This window comes from Kitasatospora sp. NPDC023385, from assembly GCF_055664045.1.
Map to the genome: position 1 here is coordinate 108312 of NZ_JBVOOL010000009.1, position 23533 is coordinate 131844.

At 72.0% G+C, this 23533-nt stretch carries 26 protein-coding genes and 1 pseudogene; 13 read left to right on the top strand and 14 right to left on the bottom strand.

From position 1 onward, the window contains the following. Positions 1-74 precede the first annotated feature (74 nt). The 3 genes from AC0B61_RS16520 to lanKC form a co-directional block, all read right to left on the bottom strand. On the bottom strand, positions 75-191 hold the full coding sequence (locus AC0B61_RS16520) for a SapB/AmfS family lanthipeptide (protein WP_471741369.1): 117 nt from the start codon (positions 189-191) through the stop codon (positions 75-77). Between the two features lie 81 nt (positions 192-272). Beyond that, positions 273-389, bottom strand: coding sequence for a SapB/AmfS family lanthipeptide (locus AC0B61_RS16525; protein WP_471741370.1), 117 nt, complete (start codon positions 387-389; stop codon positions 273-275). 138 nt (positions 390-527) lie between these two features. Next, positions 528-3140 (bottom strand): class III lanthionine synthetase LanKC, encoded by a 2613-nt coding sequence (gene lanKC, locus AC0B61_RS16530; protein ID WP_471741371.1) that lies wholly within the window; start codon positions 3138-3140, stop codon positions 528-530. 457 nt (positions 3141-3597) lie between these two features. Between lanKC and AC0B61_RS16535 the strand changes: the two genes are divergently transcribed. Both AC0B61_RS16535 and AC0B61_RS16540 read left to right on the top strand, forming a co-directional pair. Beyond that, the gene (locus AC0B61_RS16535; RefSeq protein ID WP_471741372.1) at positions 3598-4299 is read left to right on the top strand and encodes an ABC transporter ATP-binding protein; all 702 of its coding nucleotides are present in this window, start codon (positions 3598-3600) and stop codon (positions 4297-4299) included. A 4-nt stretch (positions 4300-4303) separates the two neighbouring features. Continuing rightward, on the top strand, positions 4304-6832 hold the full coding sequence (locus AC0B61_RS16540; protein ID WP_471741373.1) for an ABC transporter permease: 2529 nt from the start codon (positions 4304-4306) through the stop codon (positions 6830-6832). 21 nt (positions 6833-6853) lie between these two features. Here the strand turns inward: AC0B61_RS16540 and AC0B61_RS16545 are convergent, their stop codons facing one another. Next, positions 6854-7978 (bottom strand): sensor histidine kinase, encoded by a 1125-nt coding sequence (locus tag AC0B61_RS16545; protein ID WP_471741374.1) that lies wholly within the window; start codon positions 7976-7978, stop codon positions 6854-6856. 544 nt (positions 7979-8522) lie between these two features. Between AC0B61_RS16545 and AC0B61_RS16550 the strand changes: the two genes are divergently transcribed. After that, positions 8523-9614, top strand: a complete 1092-nt coding sequence (locus AC0B61_RS16550) for a Gfo/Idh/MocA family oxidoreductase (RefSeq protein WP_471741375.1) — start codon at positions 8523-8525, stop codon at positions 9612-9614. A gap of 45 nt (positions 9615-9659) precedes the next feature. Here AC0B61_RS16550 and AC0B61_RS16555 read toward each other — a convergent pair whose 3' ends face one another. Next, positions 9660-10082, bottom strand: a complete 423-nt coding sequence (locus AC0B61_RS16555) for a type II toxin-antitoxin system VapC family toxin (RefSeq protein WP_360253258.1) — start codon at positions 10080-10082, stop codon at positions 9660-9662. After that, positions 10075-10359 carry a type II toxin-antitoxin system Phd/YefM family antitoxin gene (locus AC0B61_RS16560; RefSeq protein ID WP_471741376.1) on the bottom strand — a complete coding sequence of 95 codons (285 nt, stop codon included), beginning with the start codon at positions 10357-10359 and terminating at the stop codon, positions 10075-10077. Before AC0B61_RS16560 ends, AC0B61_RS16555 begins: the two co-directional genes overlap by 8 nt. A gap of 174 nt (positions 10360-10533) precedes the next feature. Here AC0B61_RS16560 and AC0B61_RS16565 point away from each other — a divergent pair, with 174 nt between their 5' ends. After that, positions 10534-10827 (top strand): DUF6412 domain-containing protein, encoded by a 294-nt coding sequence (locus tag AC0B61_RS16565; protein WP_471741377.1) that lies wholly within the window; start codon positions 10534-10536, stop codon positions 10825-10827. 80 nt (positions 10828-10907) lie between these two features. Beyond that, complete coding sequence (locus tag AC0B61_RS16570; RefSeq protein ID WP_471741378.1) at positions 10908-11600, top strand: YidC/Oxa1 family membrane protein insertase; 693 nt, start codon at positions 10908-10910, stop codon at positions 11598-11600. A gap of 49 nt (positions 11601-11649) precedes the next feature. Here AC0B61_RS16570 and AC0B61_RS16575 read toward each other — a convergent pair whose 3' ends face one another. Both AC0B61_RS16575 and AC0B61_RS16580 read right to left on the bottom strand, forming a co-directional pair. Further along, complete coding sequence (locus tag AC0B61_RS16575) at positions 11650-12393, bottom strand: HAD family hydrolase (protein WP_471741379.1); 744 nt, start codon at positions 12391-12393, stop codon at positions 11650-11652. A gap of 27 nt (positions 12394-12420) precedes the next feature. Continuing rightward, entirely contained in the window at positions 12421-12996 is a 576-nt protein-coding gene (locus tag AC0B61_RS16580; protein ID WP_471741380.1) for an NUDIX hydrolase, read from the bottom strand. A 147-nt stretch (positions 12997-13143) separates the two neighbouring features. Between AC0B61_RS16580 and AC0B61_RS16585 the strand changes: the two genes are divergently transcribed. Together AC0B61_RS16585 and AC0B61_RS16590 are read left to right on the top strand one after the other, a co-directional pair. Then, a complete protein-coding gene (locus AC0B61_RS16585) occupies positions 13144-13266 on the top strand; it encodes a hypothetical protein (protein ID WP_471741381.1) in 123 nt (40 codons plus the stop codon). A gap of 228 nt (positions 13267-13494) precedes the next feature. Then, positions 13495-15330, top strand: a complete 1836-nt coding sequence (locus AC0B61_RS16590) for a hypothetical protein (RefSeq protein WP_471741382.1) — start codon at positions 13495-13497, stop codon at positions 15328-15330. Positions 15331-15337: 7 nt separating this feature from the next. On the opposite strand, the gene AC0B61_RS16595 is transcribed toward AC0B61_RS16590, so the two are convergent. Then, positions 15338-15760: an ArsR/SmtB family transcription factor gene (locus tag AC0B61_RS16595; protein WP_471741383.1), complete on the bottom strand. Its 423-nt coding sequence runs from the start codon at positions 15758-15760 to the stop codon at positions 15338-15340. A 110-nt stretch (positions 15761-15870) separates the two neighbouring features. On the opposite strand from AC0B61_RS16595, the gene AC0B61_RS16600 reads away from it, so the two are divergent. From AC0B61_RS16600 to AC0B61_RS16610, 3 genes are all read left to right on the top strand, one after another. Next, positions 15871-16857, top strand: coding sequence for a quinone oxidoreductase family protein (locus AC0B61_RS16600; protein ID WP_471741384.1), 987 nt, complete (start codon positions 15871-15873; stop codon positions 16855-16857). Positions 16858-16983: 126 nt separating this feature from the next. Then, a complete protein-coding gene (locus tag AC0B61_RS16605) occupies positions 16984-17820 on the top strand; it encodes an NmrA family NAD(P)-binding protein (protein ID WP_471741385.1) in 837 nt (278 codons plus the stop codon). Positions 17821-17948: 128 nt separating this feature from the next. Beyond that, positions 17949-18350 (top strand): hypothetical protein, encoded by a 402-nt coding sequence (locus AC0B61_RS16610; protein ID WP_471741386.1) that lies wholly within the window; start codon positions 17949-17951, stop codon positions 18348-18350. 339 nt (positions 18351-18689) lie between these two features. Here AC0B61_RS16610 and AC0B61_RS16615 read toward each other — a convergent pair. The 3 genes and pseudogenes from AC0B61_RS16615 to AC0B61_RS16625 all read right to left on the bottom strand — a co-directional run. Further along, positions 18690-18848: pseudogene (locus AC0B61_RS16615) on the bottom strand (transposase); the annotation flags it as partial. A 256-nt stretch (positions 18849-19104) separates the two neighbouring features. Continuing rightward, positions 19105-19644 carry an RICIN domain-containing protein gene (locus AC0B61_RS16620; RefSeq protein ID WP_471741387.1) on the bottom strand — a complete coding sequence of 180 codons (540 nt, stop codon included), beginning with the start codon at positions 19642-19644 and terminating at the stop codon, positions 19105-19107. 389 nt (positions 19645-20033) lie between these two features. Continuing rightward, a complete protein-coding gene (locus tag AC0B61_RS16625) occupies positions 20034-20651 on the bottom strand; it encodes a TetR/AcrR family transcriptional regulator (RefSeq protein ID WP_471741388.1) in 618 nt (205 codons plus the stop codon). An 84-nt stretch (positions 20652-20735) separates the two neighbouring features. Here AC0B61_RS16625 and AC0B61_RS16630 point away from each other — a divergent pair, with 84 nt between their 5' ends. Next, positions 20736-21581, top strand: coding sequence for an SDR family oxidoreductase (locus tag AC0B61_RS16630; RefSeq protein WP_471741389.1), 846 nt, complete (start codon positions 20736-20738; stop codon positions 21579-21581). Between the two features lie 35 nt (positions 21582-21616). On the opposite strand, the gene AC0B61_RS16635 is transcribed toward AC0B61_RS16630, so the two are convergent. Further along, positions 21617-21871, bottom strand: a complete 255-nt coding sequence (locus tag AC0B61_RS16635; RefSeq protein ID WP_471741390.1) for a hypothetical protein — start codon at positions 21869-21871, stop codon at positions 21617-21619. Continuing rightward, positions 21868-22230, bottom strand: coding sequence for an ATP-binding protein (locus AC0B61_RS16640; RefSeq protein WP_471741391.1), 363 nt, complete (start codon positions 22228-22230; stop codon positions 21868-21870). The genes AC0B61_RS16635 and AC0B61_RS16640 overlap by 4 nt, the downstream gene beginning before the upstream one ends. Positions 22231-22459: 229 nt before the next feature. Here AC0B61_RS16640 and AC0B61_RS16645 point away from each other — a divergent pair, with 229 nt between their 5' ends. Together AC0B61_RS16645 and AC0B61_RS16650 are read left to right on the top strand one after the other, a co-directional pair. Beyond that, positions 22460-23305, top strand: a complete 846-nt coding sequence (locus AC0B61_RS16645; protein ID WP_471741392.1) for a helix-turn-helix domain-containing protein — start codon at positions 22460-22462, stop codon at positions 23303-23305. An 11-nt stretch (positions 23306-23316) separates the two neighbouring features. Then, positions 23317-23502 carry a DUF397 domain-containing protein gene (locus tag AC0B61_RS16650; RefSeq protein ID WP_471741393.1) on the top strand — a complete coding sequence of 62 codons (186 nt, stop codon included), beginning with the start codon at positions 23317-23319 and terminating at the stop codon, positions 23500-23502. The last annotated feature ends 31 nt before the right edge of the window (positions 23503-23533 follow it).

Genomic DNA, 23533 nt, shown 5'->3' on the forward strand with positions numbered 1-23533 from the left:
CGCCGGCCTCTCGGTCCTGGGCGGGACAGGGCCCGCCCAGGACCGAGAGGCCTAGTCGACTAGTTCAGTCGGTGTCAGTTACACCACAGCCAGCTGGAGTTCGAACAGTCAGTGCTCTGGCCGCTGCCCATCGGGGCCATCTCCTCGGCCTCGGTCGGAAGCTCCATCGTCTGCAGGTCGAGCAGCGCCATGTTCCCTGTCCTCTCTGGTAAGTCGTGCGTCGGTTCGGCGAAGCCGTGCGGGGGTGTTGGGACCCGACCCGGAGGTCAGGGTCAGTTGCACCACAGCCAGCTGGAGTTCGAGCAGTTGGTGCTGTTTCCGCTGTCCATCGGGGCCATCTCCTCGGCCTCGGTGGGCAGTTCCATCGTCTGCAGGTCAAGCAGCGCCATGGTTCTCTTCCTTTCCGCTGGATATCGGTCTCGCCCTTGCGGGCACCCCTCCGGGACCGGAGGGGAGTCAGTGGGGGCGCACGGGCGTGCGTCGGTTCGGGCGGCGCATGCCCGTGCGCCGGTCAGGGGGCGATCGGTTCAGGAGGTCCGGACCGGCCCGAGGAAGGGTAGGTGGATCGGGGTGTCGCCCAGGGCCGAGCCGAGGGCGAGCAGGACGCCCGCAGAGCCGGTGGCGAGGTCCATCGACAGCCGGAGAAGCTGCTCGCCGGGGTAGGCGAGCCGGCCGTGGTAGGCGAGGGCGTGCAGGGAGAGCGCCCTGATCTGCACGGCCACGTCCGGGTCGTCGACCGGTTGTGAGAACGGGGACGTCGAGGTGAGGTGATGCAGAATGCCGGCCCGGCCGTTGAAGAGGCCGGGCAGCACGTAGTGCTCGGCCTGTGAGGAGATCCGCACTCCGTCGGCGGCGGCACGGAACTGCTCGTCCTCGCGGTGCGCCAGGTAGCGCTCCAGGACGATCGCCAGACCCGCACTGCCGGTCGAGAGATAGGGCATCGAGCGCCAGCCCTCGTTGACGTGAACCGCGCCGTCGGCGCGGGTCAGGCAGCGGCGTAGGTCCTGCTGCAGGGCGGTGGCGGCCAGGTCCAGGTAGGCCCGGTCGCCGCTCTGCTCGTACAGCCGCACGAACATTAGGGCTGGCCCGGCGGAGCCGCGCATGAGCCCGGCGTACGGGTGGCGTCCGCCGCTGGTCTCAGGTACGTCCTGCGCGCCGCCCAGCTGCCCGGCCACGAGGTCGGCGGCCCGGAGGGCGGCCTCACGCAGCGTGGGCTCGCCGGTGGCGTCGGCGAAGTGCGCGAAGTTGAGCGCGAGACCGGACAGACCGCTCTGCAGGTCGGTGCCCAGGCGCTCCCAGCCCTCGGCGAGGCAGAGCTCCAGGACGTTCAGCGCGTCAGCGCGGTGGCCGAGGCGGTCGAGCACGTGGGCCACGCCGTGCAGGCCATCGTAGAAGCCCAACCGCGCCCGCGCGTCCTTGCGCAGGGCGCGGTCCAGCAGCCATTGCTCGTACGGCGGGAAGCGGCCGACACCGGTCGCGTCCAGTGCGTACAACACTCCGGCGGCGCCATGTGCGATGTTGAGCGCGCCGGTGCCGAACTGTTCGATGTCGCCGGGGAACAGTCGGTCGTCGCGGTCCGGGGTGGCGCTCGCGAGGATGGCGCCGGCGAGCGAGTCGCGGGTCGCGGGCCAGGCGTCGCGGTCCGGGATGGGCAGCGGCAGGGCGGCCGGCGCGAAGACCGTCGCGGGGGTGCCGGTGGACGGCACCCCGTTCGTGCCGGTCGAGCCGTCCGGTCCGAGGATGTCGCGCAGCGCCGCGTCGAGGAACTCGCGCGGCACCGGGAAGCGCCGGGCGATCTCGTCGGCCAGGTGACGGGCCTTGCCGAGACTCTGCCGGAGCATCGCGGTCAGCGGCATGAACATCGCGAGCCGGATGCAGCCGAGCGCGTAGCGGTCGATGGCGAAGCCGGTCCGGTCGCGCGGAGCCGCATAGGCGGGATTGCCGAGCGCAGGCTTGGTCTTTGCCTCGACCGGGGCGGCGACCTCGTAGTCGATCAGCGCGACGCCGCCGTCCGGGCGGACCATCACGTTGAACGGGTGCAGGTCGCCGAAGACCACGCCACGCCCGTGCAGGGCGTCGACCGCCTCCTCGACGGCTCGGCAGATCGCGAGCGCCCAATCCGTGTACTCGGCGATCTCCGCCTGGTCCGTCCGGGACTTGTTGAACGGGTAGCGCTGCCCGAAGTACTTGTTGAGCGGCTGGCCGTTCAGGAACTCCTCGACCAGGAAGTGGTGGTCCCCGACCACGAAGTAGTCGATCACCCTGGGCACCACGCTCAGCCCGGCGAGCCGTTCGAGGATGTCCCGCTCGCGCTGGAGGCGTTCGACCGCGTCGAGGCCGTCGTTGGTCAGGCCGGCGTGGGCCCGGGCCTCCTTGAGCACGATCCGCTCGCCGCTTCGGGTGTCCACGCCGGTGTAGATGCCGCCGCCGTTGGAGAAGTGCAGCACCTGCTCGATCCGGTACGGCAAGCCCTCCAGTGACTCCTTCCGACGGGCCTCCAGATGCGGCACCAGGAAGTCCGGCAGCTCCACCCACTCCGGGACGTGGAAGGTCGGCTCGCGCTTGTCGGGCACCAGCGTGCCGTCGGGTGCCTCGATGGCCTGGACCAACGCGCCCTGCTCGGAGACCATCTGCCGCTCGGTGAAGCCTCCATAGCGCACGTACAGCGGGCCCTCGTTCCAGCGGAGGTCGCTCAGGATGTACGGACCGGTCTCCCCGCCGATGCGCTCCTCCAAGGCGTCCAGTAATGCCTTCAACTGGGGCTCGTCGCGCGGGTAGATGGTGACGAGCTTGCCGCTGGAGCCGCGGTGCGCGTACTTCATGTTCCTGGTCTGCAGGATATGCCGGCCAGCCAGGTGTTTGAACGGAATGCGCTCGGCGTAGCAGTGGTCCGCCACCTCGTCGAGGATCCGGTCGGCATTCTGCTGACGGCCGGAAGTGTGGATCTTCCAGCCCTGTTTGGGCAGTGGCTCACCGCCCTCGGGGCGGTAGACGACCCAGTCGCCATGCTCTATCCGGCTCCAGCTCTCGGGCACCGGCCGACCGGAGAGGGCGAAATCCAGACCCTCCTCATTCAGCTCGGTGGGCGAGTCGAAGAAGGTCGGATCGGCCATACAGTACACGTCGTAATGATTGGACATTAGCCACCCCCGTGACTTTCTCCGAAACTATTCCGGATTACGGCGAACGCACCGGAGAAACCTATTGGCCAGGCCGACGGAAACCGAGCCGGACAAATCAGGGAATGGCGGTCGATCCAACTCCCCCACGGCCCCGTGTTCGATTGCTCGGCACGTGATCGATCATTGCATCCGAACCGGCCTTTGACCACGTCGTACTCCATGGAACGCCCCATGTGATTCGCATGAGTCCGGCCGTGGGTTCTCCACCCGGGGGCTTTCCCGGGCGGCCGACCGGCCGGATCGGACGGCTCGGCCATTACGCCAGCGCACGGTCTTGGCTAGGCTGGCCGCCAATGCGGGGGCAGGGTGACACACTGAGGAGGGGATTCCCGTTTTCTCGCGGACTGCGGATTCCGGCGATCCGGAACAGGCTCACTCCGTTTCCGATTCGGACCCGGCGGTCCGCCTCGACGGAGTGAGCAAGGTGTACGGGCACGGAGCGGGCGTCGTGCACGCTCTCCGCGAGGTGTCGATGGAGTTCCGGCGTGGTGGGTTCACTGCCGTCATGGGACCGTCCGGATCCGGGAAGAGCACTTTCCTGCACTGCGCCGCCGGCCTGGACCGGCCGACTTCCGGGCAGATCCGGCTGGCCGGCCGCGACCTGGCGGCGCTGAACCGGAAGGAGCTGACGATCCTGCGCAGGCAGCGGATCGGCTTCGTCTTCCAAGCCTTCAACCTGCTCCCGTCACTGACGGTGGAGCAGAACATCACCCTGCCACTGCGGCTGGCCCGGCGCCGGCCGGACAAGGCCTGGCTGGAGGAGATCGTCGAACGGACCGGTCTGACCGATCGGGTGCGGCACCTGCCAACCCAGCTGTCCGGCGGCCAGCAGCAGCGGGTGGCGATCGCTCGGGCGCTGGTGACGAGGCCCGAAGTGGTCTTCGCTGACGAACCCACCGGCGCCCTGGACAGCACCACCGGCACCGAGGTCCTGCGGCTGCTGCGACACGTGGTCGACGGGCTGGGGCAGACCGTGATCATGGTGACCCACGACCCGCTCGCCGCCTCCCACGCTGACCGGGTCTACTTCCTGGCCGACGGCAGCTTCGCCGAGGTCCTGGACGTGCCCACGCCCGAACGGGTCGCCGAACGGATGACCCTCCTGGGAAGGCGCTGAAGACATGCTCCTGCTGGCCTGGCAGACGGTGCGCGCCCGGAAGGCGCCCTTCGCTGGCGCCTTCACCGCGCTCGCCTTCGCCCTCGTCCTGACCGTCGGCTGCGGGGTCCTGTTGGAGTCCGCCCTGCGCTCGGACACACCGACCGAGCGCTACGCGGCGGCCCCCGTCGTCATCGGCGGCTACACCCGCATCCCCGACGCGGGGCCGCTGGCCGGTCGGCTCGCCGAGTTGCCTGGTGTCACGGCCGCCGTCCCGGAGCTCTCGTTCCCGACGACGGTGATCACTGCGGACGGGAAGGTCCTCTCCGGTCCGCAGGGCGGGCCCTCACTCGGGCACTCCTGGGCGAGCGCCGTCCTGGCCCCGTTCCGGCTGACCTCCGGCCGCGCCCCGGCCGGGCCCGACGAGGTGGTCCTCGACACCGCCACCGCCGCGCGCACCGGGGCCACGGTCGGCGGTACCGTACGGCTGGCCACCACCGAGGCGCCGCGGGCCTACACCGTGACCGGACTGGCCACACCACCACGCGAGTTGTCCCGCCAGAACGCGCTCTTCTTCAGTCCCGAGCAGGCCGCCCGGCTCGCCGGGACGACGACCGGCTCGGACGCGATCGGCATCACCGCCAGAGAAGGGGCCGACCCACGATCGCTGGCCGAGCAGGCCCGGCAGGCACTGGCCGCCGCCCGGCGACAGAATGGCGGCGAGTACTCGTCCGAGCCCCAGACGCGCACCGGCGACGGGCGCGGCGAGCTGGAGTTCGCCGGGGCGCCCGGGCCCGGGGACGGCCTCTCGTCGCTCGCGGGGACGATGGGCGTGCTGTCGCTGTTCGTCTCGGTCTTCGTAGTGGCCGGGGCGCTCGCACTCTCCGTCCAGCAGCGGCTGCGCGAAATGGCCCTGCTGCGAGCGGTCGGCGCCACCACCGGCCAGGTCCGGCGGATGATCGCGATGGAGACGATGGTCCTGACCGTTGCGGCCGCGGTGATCGGCATCCCGCTGGGGATCGGCCTCGCCATGCTGCTCCGGGGCGAACTGGTCGACCGCGGGGTGGTCAGCTCGGACGTGCAGCTGCACATCGGGCCGACCGCCCCTCTGATCGTCCTCGGCGGCGTCGTCGTCACCGCGCAGCTGGCCGTCTGGGCCGCTGCTCGCCGCGCCTCCAGGGTCGAGCCCACCCAGGCTCTGCGCGACTCCTCGACGCCGCCGCCCGGCATCGGCTGGATCCGGACCGGGCTCGGGCTCGTGACGCTCGCCGTGTGCGGTGCGGTACTGGGCGGGTCGGCGAACAGCCGCAGCGGCGCCGGCACGGCCGAGAGCATGGTGCTGGTGCTCCTGCTCGGGGTCGCCCTGCTCGGGCCGCTGATCGGCCGGGTCACCAGTGTGGCGATCGGCTGGCCGGTGGGCTGGCTCTTCCCGGTCGCCGGGTTCCTCGCCTCCGCCGCCCTGCGGGCGCAACCCCGCCGGTTCGCCGCCGCCGTCACCCCTCTGGTGCTGGCGGTGGCCTTCACCGGCACTGTGCTGTTCGTCCCGGTGATCAAGGCCCAGGCCAACGTGGCGGAGGACAGCCGACGGCTGCTGGCCGACCATGTGGTTCAGGCCGGCAGTATCGGCGTGCCCCCGGAATTCGTCCGCGCGGTACGGCAGTTGCCGGGCATCGAGGCGGCCGGCGGGCTGGTGTCCACCACCGCCACGGTGTCCGTCGGCACTGCTGGCACCAAGGGGGTGGACGCCCGGATCGTCGACCCGGAGGGGCTGGAGCGGTTGGTCGACCCCGGGGTGACGGCCGGCTCGCTGGACCGGCTGCGCGGTGAGAGCATCGCGCTGGGCCAGCGGTCCGCCGCCGCCCTCAAGGCCGGCGTCGGCTCCGCCGTCCGGATCGACTGGAAGGACGGCGTCAGCAGCACTGCCACGGTCGTCGCCGTCTACGACCGCGACGCACGGTTCGCCGACGCACTGCTGCCCGCCGCCTTCGCCGCCGTCCACACACCGGACCCACTGGCGCCGACCGTCCTGGTCCGCACCACTCCGGAAGCCGATCCGCAGCAGGTCGCGCAGGAGCTCCAGGGCCTCACTTCGGCCTACCCGATGGCCCGGATCAGCGACCGGGCCGACTACGACGAGAAGCGCCGACAGCAGCAGGAAGCGGCCACTGCGGTGGGCCGGCTGCTACTCGGCATGGTCAGTCTGTTCACCGCGATCGCCGTGGTCAACACCCTGGTGATGGCGACGACCGAACGGCTGCGCGAGTTCGCGCTGCTGCGGCTGGTGGGCACCACGGACCGCCAGGTGCTGCGGATGATGGCTTGGGAGGGCGGGATCACCGTCGCCGTGGCGCTCGCCGTGGGCGCGGCGGTCACGGCCGCCGTCCTCGTCCCGGTCAGCCTCGCGCTCACCGGGACGGCCTGGCCGTCACTGCCCGCGAGTTGGGAGGCCGGGGTGCTGGGCGGAGCGGCGTTGCTGGGCGTGGGCACCGTACTGCTGACCACCCGGCTGGCGCTGCGGCGGGAACCGGTCGAGGCGATGGGGGTTCGCGAGTAGCCGACCGGCCCGCGGGGGCGGTCATGCGGCGTTGGACGCACCGGCGGCCCCGGTAGGTCGGCCTGCAGTCCCGGCGGCCGGGGCCTCGACGACGGCCGAAAGGTGGAACCAGCCGGACTCGCCCTGCCCGGCGGTCAGTTGTCCGCCGACGGCCAGCAACCGCTCGGTGAGGTTGTCGATGCCGTGGCCGCCGCCCGGCTCCCCCAGGACACCGGCCGCCGGGTGGCCCGCCGCCGGGACGCCGTCGTTGGAGACCATCAGACGCACGGCGCCGAGATCGTCCCGGACCGCCCGGATCCGGCACTGCCGGGGCACGCTGTGCCGCAGCATGTTGGTGACCGCCTCCCGCAACACCGTCGCCAGCACCACGTCGACCTCCGGCTGCAGCGCCCCACAGGCCAGCTCCACCTCGATACTGATCCCGGCAGCTCGCAGTGCCGAGGCAGCCGAACGGGACTCCTGGGCCAGCGACATCCGGAGGTCGCCGCTGGGGATCCAGCGAGTGTCCGTCATCGCCTGCCGCACCATCGCCAGCACCTCGGAGATCTCCGCCCGGGCTCGCTCGGGGTCCTCCAGCGCCAGTCGCTCCGCGAGTTGGCACTTCAACGCCGCCACCGAGAGGCTGTAACCGAGCAGATCGTGCAGGTCACGCGCGAAACGCAGCCGCTCCCGGTCCACCGCGCGCTCTGCCAGCTCCGTCCGGGCCTCCCGCAACTCGGCCGTCAGATCCGCGAGCCGGGCCACGCCGTAGACGACGACGCCGCCGACGGCGGTGGAGACGACAGCGTTGAGGCACTGGCCGAAAGTGCCGCCCAGACCGGCGCAAAGCGGGTACTGGCTCACCGCCAGGACGGCGAAGAGGATCCAGGAACGCGGCGCGGCGACGGCCAGCAGTACCGATCCGGCGAACGAGCCGGGGATGCCGACCCATGATCCGTCGAACACCAGGATCGGCAGATAGGTGAGCAGCCCGTGAACGAACAGGCTCCACGGCCACCAGAGCCGCTCCAGGCGCCACGGGCCTGCGTGCACGATCTGGAAGCCCAACAGCAGCAACAGGACCACGACGGCCGACAGTTGGTACACCAGTCCGTCGCGGTTGCGGATGGTGGCCACCACCGAGGCGACGAAGAAGCCCACGGCCACCGTGACGACGATGCCCTGCGTGAACCGCGAAAGCGGGTCACTGGGCCACCGTGAGGTTCGCCGCCCGGTCGGCCACCTCACGGAGCGCTCATCATCGATTCCGTAAACGCTGTGGCCCAAAGCGATCTCCTGGTGGACTACTTGGCACGCCATCGACATGCGGGAGCCCGCTTCGCAAACGGCGCACCCCCCGCACGCCCCACCAAGAGCATAGTTCCCATACGCAATACTGCTGCGGCACTCGGTAATTGACCGAAAACAGCGGGGCACGTGGTTGATGGTCCGAGGCTGGAGCCGTCGCGGCGCTCGGCCTAGCGACCGGATCCGGACACGGCTCGGACGAAGACCGGAACAGCTGCCATGCCCCAACCCTCGCGGTGTCGAACCCCGAACCAGCGATGAGCACGGGGCCTCCGCCGGAGTCATCCCGACCTTCGGTGACGGCGTCGATTCCGCCCGCCGCTGCGCGCCTCCGGGATCGCCGTCCGGCCGCCCTCCGGCCGAAACCGGGAGCAACCGGGCGCCGCGTGATTGAGTGGGGCGCATGAATCCGCAGACGACCTCCCGCCCCCAGTCCGACCGGCCGCTGCGCGTCGGCCTGATCGGCTACGGCCTGGCCGGCTCGGCCTTCCACGCGCCGCTGATCGCCACCACGCCGGGGCTGCGGCTGGACGCCGTGGTCACCGCCAACCCCGAGCGCCGGGCGCAGCTCGCGCACGAGCACCCCGGCGCCCGCGCCGTGGACACCCCCGAGCAGCTGCTCGCCGACCCGGATGCGCTCGACCTGGTCGTCATCGCCTCGCCCAACCGCACCCATGCCCCGCTCGCCGGCGCCGCCCTGCGGGCCGGCCTGGCCACCGTGGTCGACAAGCCGCTGGCCGGCACCGCCGCCGAGGCACTGGAGCTGTGCCGGCTCGCGGAGGAGCGCGGCGTCCTGCTCTCCGTCTTCCAGAACCGGCGCTGGGACGGCGACTTCCTCACCGCCGGGCGCCTGGTGCGCGGCGGCGCGCTCGGCCGGGTGCACCGCTTCGAATCCCGCTTCGAGCGCTTCCGCCCCAAGCCCAAGCCCGGCTGGCGCGAGCTGGCCGACCCGGCCGAGGTCGGCGGCACGCTGTACGACCTGGGCAGCCACCTGGTCGACCAGGCGCTCTCGCTGTTCGGCCCGGTCGAGACGGTGTACGCGGAGATCGACGTGCGGCGCGACGGCGCGGTCGTGGACGACGACGCCTTCCTCGCCCTCACCCACGCCTCCGGCACCCGCTCCCACCTGTGGACCAGCGCCATCACCCCGCTGATCGGCCCCCGGCTGCGGGTGCTCGGCGACACCGCCGGCTACGTCAAGTCCGGCATGGACCCGCAGGAGGCCGACCTGCGGGCCGGTCTGCGCCCCGACGACACCCGCCCCTGGGGTGCCGACGAGCCCGCGCACTACGGCACCCTCGGCACCGACGAGTCCGCGGTCCCCCTCCCGACCGACCCGGGCGACTACCCCGCCTACTACGCGGGCATCGCCGCCGCCCTGTCCGCCCCCGGCACTCCGCCCCCGGTCGACCCGCGCGACGCGGTGGCCACCCTCACCGTCCTGGAGGCCGCCCGCGCCTCCGCCGCCACGGGAACCACGGTCCGCGTGGGCTGAGGGCAAGGCGGCGGGCGGAACGGCCGCCCCGGCGCCCTGCCGCCCTCACACCCCGATGACCTCCACCGCCGAGCCCAGCCCCCGGAAGTCCGCGACGTTGCGCGTGTACAGCGGCAGTCCGTGGGCGGACGCCACGGCGGCGATCATCAGGTCGATCCGGCGGGGCCGCGGCTGCCGTCCGGCGGCGATGGTGAGGGTGACCAGCGTCCCGTAGCGGGCGGCGGCCGCCGCGTCGAAGGGCAGCGGGTCGAAATCGGCCATCGCGGCGCCCAGCACCTCCAGCCGCGCCGCCCGGCTGGCCGGATCCCGGGCCATCGACACGCCCTGCTGCAGTTCGGCGAAGGTGATCGCGGTCAGCTCGGGCACGGCCGGCAGGTCCGCCGGGCTGAGCAGCGCCAGGTCGATGTAGACGCAGGTGTCCAGCACCCCGGCCGGCCGCCGCCGGGAAGCCCTCCGGCGCTCAGCCACGCCGCCGCTCGAACGGGTCGTCGCCCTCGTCCCCGACCAGTTCCTCGGCCCCGAAGTCCTCCTCGGCCTCCTTGCGCATCTGCTGGTAGTCCACCCGCGGCAGCTTGACGTGCCGCGCCACCAGTTCCTCCGCCGTGAGCCGCCGCCGACCGGCCACCGGCCGCAGCTCCGCGACCTCGACCCCGTTCCTGGTGATGTGGAAGACCTCGCCCGCCTCCACCGCGTCCATCACCGCGGCGGAGTTGTTCCGGAACTCCCGCTGGGTAATCGTCTTCATCCCTCCACGGTAGCCCCGCGTAGCACCGTCGGCTACACCCCCGTCGGCTACGCCCTCGTGCGCTCGCGAATCCGGTGGCGGACGGGAATCCGGTGGCGGACGGGAACCCGGCAGGCCCTAGGATCGTCGTGCTGGTACGTCCGGAAGCCGGCGGAACACCGAGGGGGGAGCGCCATGACCGTGATCGCGATGCTGCTCGGCCTCCTCCGGGTGTTGACCGGGGAACTGGTGAGCAGCAACGGGTCCTTGGCGTCCGTCGCCGCGGTCGCGGCCGTGGTGTTGCTGGCCGGGGCGGTTGCCGGGGCGTCCGTCGGGGCCCGGCTCCTGGGGGCGCGGGCGCCGGCGGCGGTGCGCAGCGGGGTGCTGCGGCGTCGGGCGTTCCGTACGGCGTTCCTTCCGCAGCGCGATCCGGACGCCCGGGGCCGGCGACGCCCCAGGGCGCCGGGGGCGGCCCTGGCGGCCGCGTAACCCTTCGCCGTACCACGGTTCTTCGCGGCCGTCCTCCGTCGACCACTCATGTCCTGAGACCCCGGAGGGCTCGCTTCACCATGTCCGTACTCGCCGTTCTCGACCCGGCCGTCGCCGCCGCGCACGCCGTCGTCTCCACCCTCACCCATGTCCTGCCGGCCGCGCTGGCGATCGTGCTGTTCACCGTCGCCGTGCGGCTCGCCCTGCATCCGCTGGCCCGGGCGGCGGCGCGCGGCGAGAAGGCGCGGGCCGTGCTCGCGCCGAAGGTCGCCGCGTTGAACAAGAAGTACGAGAACCGGCCGGAGAAGCTGCGGGAGGCGCTGGCCGAGATGTACCGCAAGGAGCAGGTGTCGCCGTTCGCGGGGTGTCTGCCGCTGCTGGTGCAGATCCCGTTCTTCTCGGTGATGTACCGGCTGTTCACCACGCCGAACGACCTGCTGGACCACACCCTGTTCGGTGTGCCGTTGGGCCTGCACGTCTCGGGCGCGCACGGTGTCGGGCAGTTCGTGGTGTTCGGCCTGCTGTACGCGGGGATGGCGGGGGTCGGGTTCGTCAACTTCCGCCGGGCGCGGCGGGCGGCGGCGGCACAGCCCACCCCGCAGCCGGGGGCGGCTCTGCTCCCGTGCCTGTCGTTCGGGTCGGTGCTGTTCGCGCTGCTGGTGCCGGTGGCCGCGGCGCTGTACCTGCTGACGACGAGCGCCTGGTCGACCTCCGAGCGGGCCTGGTTGTACCGGGGCGGGGCGCCGGTGCCGGTGGCCGCGCTCGCCGTCTGAGCGCGCACGCTTATGAGCGGTGCACCTGCTGAGCGGTGCACCGCTTCGCTCAGAAGTGGCGCAGCAGTTCGGGGAAGGCCGCGAGCTGCAGCGTCGCGTCGTCCGGGCCGAGGTCCTGCTGCTCCAGCACCCAGGTGTACTGGTGGGGGATGAAGACGGTGCGCAGGCCGGCCCGGCGGGCGGGGGCGATGTCGGACTTGGGCGAGTTGCCGATCATCCAGGTCCGGTCCGGGCCGAGGTCGGCGGTGAGCAGCCGGTAGGTGTCGACGGACTTCTCGGCCACGATGTGGACGCCCCGGAAGTGGTGGCCGATCGTGGAGCCCGTCACCTTGCGCTGCTGCTCGTCCTGGTCGCCCTTGGTGAGCAGCAGCAGGTGGTGGCGGTCGGCGAGGGCGGTGAGGGTGTCGGCGACGCCGGCGATCAGCTCGACCTGCCGGCTGCTGCTCAGCGGGGTGAGCAGTTCGTCGATCCGGTCCTGCTCGGCGGGGGTGGGGGTGCGGCCGCCGTTGAGCTGCTGCAGGCAGTCGGCGAGGCTCTGCCGGAACACGGCGGCGCCGTAGCCGAGGGCGGCGGAGTTGGCGGCTTCGATCCCGTCCAGGACGGAGCGGGCGCGGTCCCGTTCGGCGGGGGTGGCGACCCAGTCGAGGAAGCCGTCGATGACCCGCTCGAAGAGGACGTTGTTCTCCCAGAGGGTGTCGTCGGCGTCGAAGATGAGGATCTGGTCGGTGTGCGTCGGGGCGGTGGGCGTCGGAACGGTGTGCGCCTCGAAGGGGTGCGTCGGGACGGCGTGCATCGGACGTTCTCTCCAGCGGACGGGGGCTCAGGCGGGGGCGAGCAGGCGGGCGGCGCGGTCGAGGCTCTCGCGGAGGTTGTCCTCGGTGGTCCGCTGCCGGGCCTCCTCGACGGTGAGCCATTCCAGCGGGGAGGCCGGGTTCTCCGGCCGGGCGAGGTCCGGGGTGGCGGTCGCCAGCAGGAAGCGCAGGTCGGCGTGCTCGTGGGCGGGTTCGGCGGGCGAGGCCGGGACGGGCACCACGGCGAGGTGGAGCAGGGCGGCGTCGGGCCAGGGGGTGAGGTCGGTGAGGCCGGTCTCCTCCCGGCCCTCGCGCAGGGCGATGTCCAGCGGCAGGGTCTCCCCCGGGTCGCCGTGGCCGCCGACCTGCAGCCAGGCCTGCTGGCGGACGTGCCAGCGCAGCAGGACGCGGCGGGTCGGCGGGTGGACGATCAGCGCGGAGGCGGTGAAGTGGAGGGGGAAGGTGGCCCGGTCCCAGGCGTCGGTGGTGCCGGCGAGGCGGCGGGCCCGCTCGTGGTCGGCGGTCTCCGCCGGGCCCTGCGGCCGGTGGCCGTCCAGCAGTCGGGCCAGGTCGGGGCTGCGGGACGGGCCGCCTGTGGTCACCATCGATCAGCACTCCTCGTTCTGCCCCGGGGTGGTGTCCGGCTGTCAACCCGCTTGCGGGGGCGGGTGGTCGGGCCCGGGGCGGCCGGTTCCGGCGTAGCCGCGCAGCACGCAGCCTAGCTCCGGGCCGTCGGCGGCCCCACCGGTTTTGTGGACGCCGGGCTCGGCACCCTGGACGCGGCGCGGGCGGCGCTCGTGGGGATCGCGGTGATCACCTGGGGCATGGTGGTCGCGCACCTGGCGTCGATCCTGTCGTCCTCGCGCCTGCGCTGAGCCGCGGTCTGGGCGCTGCCGCCTGAGTGCCGCTGCCGGGTGCCAGTCCCCGAGTGCCACCGCCTGGGTGCCGCTGCCGGCCGCGGCAGCCCCGTGTCGTACGCGTCCCCCGGCCGAGACGCGGCCCCATCGAGACGGCCATCCCTCCCTCCATGGAACCAGTCGGACTACATATTCAGTCCAGCGACATATACAGTCGTCCGACAGCCTCGAAGGGAGGGCACGCCCATGCCGCACCTCACCACGCCCCGGCCGAGCCCGGCCGAGCCCGCCACCGGCCGCTCCGCCTCCACCAGCCCCACCTCCACCCGTGCCGGCAGCACCCGGTCCGTCCACGCCCTGCTCGCCACCGCCCGTACGGCCGCTCTCCGGACGGCAGCCGCCCGGCCCGCCGTCGCCCTGCTCGCCGGCTACCTCGCCGAGCTGCTGTTCCGGCTCGTCCTCGTCCGGCACATGAGCTACCCGTCCGTCCACCCCGACGAGGACTCCTACCTCGCCCTGACCCGCGTGCTCGCCGGCCGGCCGACGACCGAGATCCCGGTCGGCGTGGTCATCCCCGGCGGCTACCCGCTGCTGATCTCCCCCGCGCTGCGCCTGGCGGACGACCCGACGACCGCCTACCACCTGATCATGGGCATCAACGCCGCGGTCAACGCGCTGGTCCTGCCGCTCGCGTACGTCGCCCTGCGCCGCCTCGGCGTCAACCGGCGGCTCGCGTACGTCTTCGGCGCCGCGACCGCCCTGCTGCCGCCCGTGATCTTCTACTCGCAGTTCGTGCTGACCGACGCCGTCCTGCCCGTCCTGGTGCTCGCCTGGCTGCTCTGCCTGCACGGCTGGCTCGCCGACGGCACCCTGCGCCGCCGCACCTGGCACGCCGTCGGGGCGGGCGCGGCGGCCGGCTACGCGATGGCGGTGCACGACCGCGGCGGCGTGGTGGTCGCCCTGACCGCCGCCGTGTTCCTCGGCGTCCTGCTGCTGCGCCGCGCGCCGTGGCGTGCCACGGCCGCCGGCCTCGCGGCGCTCGGCCTCGGCGTGCTCGGCGCCCAGGGGCTGGCGGCGTGGCTGCACGCGCAGTTCACCGTCGAGAACAGCAACGTCGGCGGGTACCTGTGGAAGGGCCTGACCGACCCGGAGGCCGCCCAGCGGACCCTCACCCGGACCGCCGGGCAGATCTGGTACTTCGCGGTCTCCACCTGGGGCATCGGCGGGTTGGCCGTCGTCGTCTGCCTCGTTGCGATGACCCGCGCCCGTTTCCCCGCCGCGCACCGGATCACCGGCGGCGTGCTGGTGGCGCTGCTGCTGGGCACCGCCCTGGCCTCCGCCGCCACCCTGCCCCCTGGCGGCCGGATCGACGACTGGGTGTACGCCCGCTACACCTCCTACCTCATCCCGGCGGCCTTCGTGGTGGGCTCCGCGGTGCTCGTCCGCTGCGGACGCCGCACCCTGGGCCGGACGGCGGCGGCCGCGGCCGGACTCACGCTGCTGCTCGCCGAGGCGGTGGTGCAGTCGGCCGGCTCGAAACTGCGCACCGAGCTCTTCATCCCCTGGGGCATGCCGGACATCTCGTTCCTGGCCGCCGACTGGGGCCGGCTCGACATGCTCCGGACCACCGCCGCCGCCCTGGTCGTCCTCGGCGCGGTGGTCCTGGTGCGGACCTCCGGGGGGCGCCGGGTGCTCCCGGCGATCGGCCTCTCCCTGGCGATGTTCGCCGCCTTCGCGACCTCGACGATCACCGCCCAGGTCGCCGAACCGCACGCGAAGTGGCGCGCGGGGCTGGCGACCAGCTTCACCCGGGCCGCCGGGATCGGCGCGGGCGACAACGTGGTGTTCGCCTGGGACATCGACTGGGCGCTGCGCGCCGCCCAGGCCTTCGAGGTCTACCAGGGCCGGGTCTGGTACCGCGACCCCCGCTGGCAGCCCGTCCCGGCGGAGGCGAACGTCCTGGTCACCCCGCTGCCCGAGGCGGGCCGGCCGCCGGAGGCCTACTGGCCCGACCACTCCGCCGACTGGTACGTCGAGCGGGCCGACGCCGGGCAGGGCTGGGCGGTCTGGCGGCGGCACTGAGCGCCGGTCAGCCTTCCGCGCCGCCCACGCCCCCCACGCCTTCCGGGCCGGACGCGGCGCCGGCCCCGGCCCCGGCTCCGCTCACCGCGTCCGCATGGGAGCGGTCGTGGGCGTGGGCGGCGAGGATGGTGTCGAGGAGGCCGGGGAAGCGCCGCTCCAGGTCGACCGTCCGCAGGGCGGAGAAGCGGCGGTTGGCCTCCTCGCGCTGGTTGATCACGCCGGACTCGCGCAGCACCTTGAAGTGGTGGCTGAGGGTGGAGGGCGCGACGTCCACGGGGAAAGTGCCGCAGGCCCGTTCGGGCTCGGTGCGCAGGACGCGGACGATGGTCATCCGGGTGGGGTCGGAGAGCGCGTGCAGGACATCGAGGAGGTCGATCTCCTCGGCCGCCGGGTGGGCGGGCGCCGGTCGGCGGCGGGTGCTGCGGGGCATGGTTCCTACCTCCCTGAGCTGCGATGTTCGACATCCATAGAAAGGGCGTGGTACCACTGTCCCGCGCCAATTTCGTAGTTCGTAGAACATCGTAGCCGAGGGGGACCGACATGCGCGCACTGGTGATGACCGCACCCGGGGGATCCGAGAACTCGCAGATCCAGGAGGTCGAGGCACCGCGCCCCGGCGCCGGCCGGGTGGCGATCGACGTCGCCTACGCCGGACTGAACTTCGTGGACGTGATGACCCGCCGCGGCGACGCCGCGTACGCCGCCGAGTGGCCGTACCGGCCCGGCAAGGAGGTGTCCGGGACGGTCCGGGAGATCGGCGAGGGCGTCACCGGCCTCGCCGTGGGCGACCGCGTGGTGGCCGCACCGGTGGGCGAGGGCCTGGCCGACGTCGTGGTCGCCGAGGCGGCGCTCACCGTGCCGCTCCCGGCCGGTGTGGCACTGCGCGAGGCCGCCGCCGTCCCGCTGGGCCTGGCCACCTCGATGCTGCTGCTCACCGACGCCGGCCGCTTCACCCCCGGCGACACCGTCCTGGTGCACTCGGCGGGCGGCGGCGTCGGCAACGCCATCGCCCAGCTCGTCCCGCTGCTCGGCGGCGGCCGGCTGATCGGCACCGTCGGCCGGCCGGAGAAGGCCGCCGCCGTCCTCACCTCGGGCTACGACCACGCCTTCGCCCGCGACGAGGCACTGTCCGAGGCGATCCGGGCCGCCACCGACGGCCGGGGCGTCGACCTCGTCCTCGACCCGCTGGGCACCGAGGCCCTGGAGCTCGACCTCACGGTTGCGGCGCCCGCCGCCCGGATCGTCCTGTTCGGCAACGCGGGTGGCGGCGCCCTCGCCGACCTGCCGCCGCTCGGCCGCCTGATGGCGGGCAACCTCACCGTCACCGGCTTCAGCCACCGCGGCCTGGCCGCCACCGCCCCCGACCGCGTGGCCCGCGCCATCCGCCGGGTCCTCGACCTCCTCGCCGACGGCGGCTTGAAGCTGCCGGTCACCGAACTGCCCGACCTGGCCGCCGTCCCGGCCGCCCACGACGCCATGGAGGACAGGCGGGCGACGGGGAAGTACGTGGTCCGGGTCGGCGGCTGACCGTCCGAACGGCCGGGGAGGGCAGCGCCGCGGCGGACGGGACGCCCTTCCGGCCTGGGCCCACCCGCGCCCGGTGGCCGTGTAGCCGCCGGGCATACCCCGCACCCGGATGGCGTTGGGGCCGGCATGACGAAAATTCTGGTGATCGGCGCAAACGGCAGTGTGGGCAGGCACGTTGTGACCTCGCTGGCCGAAGGCGGCCATGAAGTACGGGCGTTGGTTCGGCGTGCGGCAACGGCCTTGCTGCCCGCAGGAGTCGAGGCCGTACGGGGCGATCTGGCGGCGCCGGAGAGCCTGGAGCCGGCGCTGGCCGGCGGGGTGGAGACGGTCTACCTGATGTGGCCCGGGCTGCCCGTGGCCCCCCGGGTGGTGGAGCTGATCGCCCGGCACGCCAAGCGCGTCGTGTACCTCTCGGCCGACGTGGCCGACCTCGCGGACGGCGAGCCAGCAGTGATCTTCCACCAGGAGATCGAGCGGCTGATCCGGCAGTCGGGCCTGGGCTGGACCTTCGTCCGGGCGATCGACTTCGCGGGCAACGCGCTGGCCTGGGCCGACCAGGTGCGGGACGGCGTGGTCCGCTGGCCGTACGGGCAGGCGCGCCGCTCGGTGGTGCACGAGCGGGACATCGCGGACGTCGCGGTGCGGGCGCTCACCGAGGACGGGCACGACGGCGGGACGTACGTGGTCACCGGGCCGGAGTCGCTCGCGCACGCCGAACTGGTGGCGATCATCGGCGAGGAACTGGGCATCGACGTGCGCTGGGAGGAACTGCCGCCGGACACGGCCCGCGAGCAGCTGACGGCGGCCTGGGGCAACGCGGGGTTCGTGGAATCCCGGCTGCGGGCATGGGAGTCGTTCACGCGCGAGCCGGAGCGGGTGACCGACACCGTGGAGCGGGTGCTCGGACGGCCGCCGCGCGATTTCCGCAGCTGGGTCCGGGACCACGCGGCGGACTTCCGGTAGGGAACGGGCCATCACGGCCGGGCTGAGGGACGGCTTGAGGTGGTGCCCCGCAGGCGCAGTCGTGGACGCCTGCCCATGGCCGCCCTGGAGGGCGCGCTCGCCGGGGCGATCGGCCGAATGGCGGCCGAATGCCGGCCGAGGACCGGGCCGAGGGCTGGGCCGAGCGGGCGCTGGCCAGCCGACGGCCGGCCGCCCGAACCCCCTCGACGGACGCTGACGGGCCGGCCTTCTGCGACCGGACGATCCGGGCGACTGTCGCGGTCGTCCGCCGACGCTTCGCCCTCGAAGGCCCCGCTGAAGATCCCGCTGAGGACCTCGCTCGCGCCGCCGGACGGATCGGCCGCACCGGATCCGCCGAGCTGCACGCGCGGCTCGCGACGGACATGCTGGTCGCCGGGTTCCACCAGGCGCTGGACGGCTGGGTGGCACAGCCGTCCGGGCACACCTGCGAGGACCCCGTACGGCGGCTCCGGGCCGCCTGCGCCGAGCTTCCGGGCGCGCTCGCGGCAACGGTCGAGCCACGCGGCTGAAGCCCCGGGCCGGGGCGCGACCCACTCCGAGGCGCCGAGCCTGCCGCCAGCGACCGTCCCCGTCAGCGACCCTCCCTGTCAGCGACCCTCCCTGTCAGCGGCCCTTGCCGTCAGTGCCCCTTCCTTTCAGGGTCGTGTCCCTTGACGTGGTGTAGTGGTCGTGCGCCAACGGTCTTGCGGTGGGCGGACGTTCGTCGCGGCTCTACTCGGTGGGGTAGATCTTTGCCGAGCATGTCGGCGACGGTGTCCAACTGTGCCCGGACCGCGGCTTCGGCCGGCTGGGCGAAGATCGTGCGGATCGTCGCGGCGACCATCTCGCCCGCGTCCTGCGGGATCACCGTCGTCGACGGAGCGGGTGGACACGCCCAGGACGTAGGCCTCCATGATGACCGCGTACGGGGCCTGGTCGATGCGGCGCCGGCGCTCGAGCAGGCTGGGGAAGAAGCTGCCGGTGCGGACCTTGGGGATGGCCAGCTCCAGGTCGCCGGCCTGCGTGGTGAACTCGCCTTTCTGCTGAGAGAGTTGCGCGATGACCACCTTGTGACTAGGGGTTACTCCAAGATCCCTGCTACACCACTCCACGGGATGCCATCTGCACCTCGGCGAACTCTGGTACTGACTATCACGCCGGACGGCAACCACCGCGGGCGCGCGACGGCGAGGCCTCGTGCTCCCGGTGTCGGGAGTACGAGGCCGTTGTGCGCGCGGGGATCAGGCCGCTCGGGTGCGAGTGGCCGGGCCTGCCGTAGTCGGGCTACACCGGAAAGATCGGGGCGGAGATGACGTTCTCCTCGGCGCTGTCGGAGCAGGGGTACAGGCGGGCCTGGGCGCCCTGATAGAGGCCGCCCCAGGAGTTGAGGCAGTTGGCGGAGGCGACCTTCGGCTGCATCTGCCTGCCGCTGCCCTTGTGGACCCAGTTGAACCAGGTGTCGCTCGCGGAGCCCTGGGTGCAGGGGTACAGGCGCATGTGGTTGCCGGTGACGTCGCCCCCCTCCCAGTTGTTCACGCACAGGGTGTGCACGTGATCGTTGCTCATGGCCGCCTGAATCTGGAAGTGGGTGGCGTCCGTCGGGAACAGCGACCACTGCTGAGCCTGGGTGCCATTGCATCCCCAGAGCTGGACCGTAGCACCGGAGACGAAGTTGGCGCCGGAGACGTCGAGGCAGTAGCCGTTGGCGAACCGGACCTCACCCCAGACGGAGCTGGTATCGGCGTGGGCGGTGCCGGTGCCGAGCGTGGCGGCGAGCAGAGGCGCTGCGGCGACTGCGGCGACCTTGGCCAGGAATTTGCGCATGATGATGTTCCCCCGTTGATCGACAAGCTGTTGATCGCGATCGTAAGGGAATCCCTCCGCACGATGATCACCGAGCGGCCACGAACAGGAGTCGAAGCGGGGTAGTGGGCCCCGGGGTCGGCGGCGGCCCGGAAAGCGCGCCCACGGCGGGCGCGAGTTCCTCGGCGAGTTCCAGGTCGCCGATCCGGGCGGGGCATCACCCCTGCGGCGGCCTCCGCATCATCGTCGACGGGTACCTCCTCCAGCACCCTGCCGATCGCGCTGGGTGGTGCCGGCACGCTGCTGTTCCTGCGCCGCCGCAAGGCCAGCGCACACAGCTGATTGGCCGCCCCACGACCAGGGGTTACTCCAAGATCCCTGCTACACCACCCCACGGGACGTCACCCCTGTCAGCACCCTGTCCCGTCAGTGCCCGCCTCCGTCGCTGTCAACGAGTCGAGCCAGGCCAGCAGTCGGGCTCCCTCCCGGGTCATCACGTCAGGGTCGCGCAGGGCGTTGGCCAGCAGCGACATGCCCTGGTAGCCGGAGACCAGGGTGAGCGCCAGGCCGGCCGGGTCGGGCAGGCCCAGTTCGCGGAATTGCCGCTCGACCCAGTCGAGCAGCCGGCGGATCACCGCGCCGGCTTCCGCGTCGAGGTCCCCGTCGGCCCGCTTGTCGAGTTCGGCGGCCAGGGTGCCGGTGGGGCAGCCGTACCGGGCGGCGGTTTCGCGCTGGTCGATCCAGGCCTGGATCAGCGCCTTGAGGCGGTCCCGAGGGTCGGCCGACTGCTCCAGCGCGTCGGTGAGTTCGTCCAGGTGCGCACTGTGTTCGGACAGTGCGGCGCGGACCAGCTCGTCCTTGGTCTTGAAGTAGTAGTAGACGTTTCCGACGGGGACGTCCGCCTCGCGCGCGATGTCGGCGAGGGTGGTGCGCTCGACCCCCTGCCGGTGGAGGACCCGGGCGGCGGCCGCCGTGAGCCGCCGACGCTTCTGGGACGCCTGTACGCGCCGATTCACTGAGTCAGTCACCCAACTGACTATAGACAGCCACCGGTGGTCGCGTGCTACGGTCCTTCCAAGTCGGTCAACTAACTAACAAATGGGGGAAGCTCGATGATCACCGTGACCGGAGCCACCGGCAACATCGGACGGGCGCTGGTGGAACTGCTGAGCGCGGCAGGCGAGGAGGTCGGGGCCGTGTCCCGGCAGCCCCGGCCCACACAGCCCGCAGCCGGAGTCCGCTGGGTGCAGGGCGGCGTCGGCGACGCCGCGAGCCTGCGGCCAGCCCTCGAAGGGGCCCGGGCACTGTTCATCCTGTTGGGCGGCGAGCTCAACGGCCGGGGCGAGAGCCCGGACGCCCTCCTGGACGCCGCCACGGGCGCCGGGGTCGAACGGATCGTGCTGGTGTCCTCGCAGGTCAGCGCCACCCGGCCGGAGGCACAGTCGCACGCCCGCCTGCGGGAGTTCGAGGCCGCCGTGCGCACCTCCGGACGGGACTTCACCATCCTGCGCCCCGGCGGGTTCGCCTCCAACGCCTTCGCCTGGGCCGAGACGGTCCGCACCGGGCGCACGATCCTCGCCCCGTTCGGCGACGTGGCACTGCCCGTCGTCGACCCGGCCGACATCGCGGCGGTGGCCGCGGCCGCACTGCGCGAGGACGGACACGCGGGCCGCACTTACGAGTTGACCGGCCCCGAACTCGTCAGCCCGCGCGAGCAGGCGGCAACCCTTGCCGAGGCTCTGGGCGAGAAGGTGACCTTCGTCGAACTCTCCCGCGAGGAGGCCCACGCCCACCTGGCACGGTTCATGCCGGAGCAGGTCATCCCCGGCACCCTGGACGTCCTCGGCCGGCCGCTCCCGGCCGAGTTGACGATCAGCCCCGACGTGGCGACGGTCCTGGGCCGCCCGGCCGCACCGTTCCACGCATGGGTCGCACGCAACCTGCCCGCGTTCCGGTAGTAGCGGCACCGGCTCCGCGCGCGGGAGGTTGACGGTCAGGGGTGCGCGTCGCGGTTGCGCTTGCACTCGCGGAGGAGCGCGAGGAGATTGATGAGAGTGCTGGCCGGAATGTTGCCGAGGTTGACGAGCCGGCAGCCGCGGAGGTTGGTCTCACCCGGGGACGCGGAGGGCCAGAAGAGCCCGAACTCGCGGCCCTCGGTGCGGAGTTCCACGATCAGCCCGGCAAGCTGACGCGAGGTGAGGTGCAGCAGCGCCGGATCGGCGGGATGGATGGGGTGATGGGCACTCACGCGGCACCGTCCAGCTCGAACCAGACGCTTTTACCGAGCCCCTGGGGGTCGACACCCCATCGATGGGTGAGTCCGGCGACGAGCTGCAGGCCCCGGCCGGACTCCGCGAGGACGGAGAGGGATTGCGGCTCCGGCAGGCTCGGGCTGCGGTCGGCGACCGCGACGCGGAGCGTGTTGGCGAGGAAGGAGATGAGGACGATCGGGGAGGTCGTCTCGCCGTGGCGCCAGGCATTGACGATGAGTTCCACCATGGCGAGCTCGGCGTCCGCGATCGAGGAGGGCGGCCAGCCGGCGCGGGTCATGCCGTCGCGGAGGGTGTCGCGCGAGAGGCTGAGGGAGGGGGAGTTGATGTTGCGCACAGGTGTCTCCCGGAGGGGAAAGGGTGAGACCGGCGGATGCGTCGCCGTGAACGAGCCCACTGGGCACGGGTGTTCTGCGGCGCCCGAGCGGCATTACTGACGATCCGTTCGGTGAGCGGTGCATCACAGACTGTAGGACAGATCTTGGCACCTGTGCCATACAGTTGGGAACATGTCCCCAAAAAGAGTGGCTGGACTCGCACCACCGCTGCGTTAGATGCTGGGTTCCATGCCCCACACTCCGAGCGCACGCAAGCAGCGGATCGGTATCGAGCTGCGAAAGATGCGCGATGCAGCCGGCAAGACCACTGCCGAAGCCGCCGCTGTCCTAGGGTTGAACCGCACCAAGATCACACTCATTGAGCAGGGGATGTACGCAATCACCCCTGATCGGGTGATCGCCCTCGCGTCCGAGTACGAGGAAGGCGACTCCGAGTACGTCGACGCCCTGGCAGCGATGGCGGGAGACAAGTCCAAGGGCTGGTGGGAGGCCCACCGTGGACTCGTTCCCAACGGTCTGCTCGACATCTCAGAGGTCGAGCACCATGCATTCGGCCTCTCGACCTATCAGATCTGCCATGTGCCCGGCCTGATGCAGACCGAGGACACCGCTCGGGAGATATTCCTCGAGGTCTATCCACCATTGAGGCCACTGAACATCGAGGCGCGAGTAGAGAACCGCATGCGCCGAGCACAGCTCCTCACTCGTGAGGAGCCCATGCACTACGAAGCGATCGTTCACGAGGCTGCCCTCCGAATGATGTTCGGCGGGGCAGCCGTGACCCAAGCCCAGCTCGAACACCTACTGGCGCTGTCCGATCTGCCCAACGTGACGCTGCGCGTGGTGGAGTTCCGGGCTGGTGGATTCAAGGGAGCAGGCCAAGCAATCATGTACGCACGCGGCCCAGTCGCCCGATTGGACACCGTGCAGCTCGACTCCATCGGATCGCCGACATTCCTGACCGATGTGAACCAGCTCAAGAACTACCAGAACGTCATTGCGGCGATGAGAGATCGAGCTCTCGGCCCCGACGAGTCACGCGATCTCATCTCCCGCATCGTGAAGACCCTGTGAGAGGAACCAACATGGATGAACTCGCCTGGCGGAGGCCCGCTGCGTGCGGAGACGGAAACAACTGCCCAGAGGTAGCCGTCACTTCCCACGCTGTCTATGTCCGCAGCACTCTTCTGCCTGACGCCGTCGCCCAGCTCACCCCCGCCGAATGGCGCGACCTCGTCTCCGCCATCCGCGACGGCGAGTACGACGTCTGATTCCCCCTCTGCACCGGCCGGCTCGTCCGGC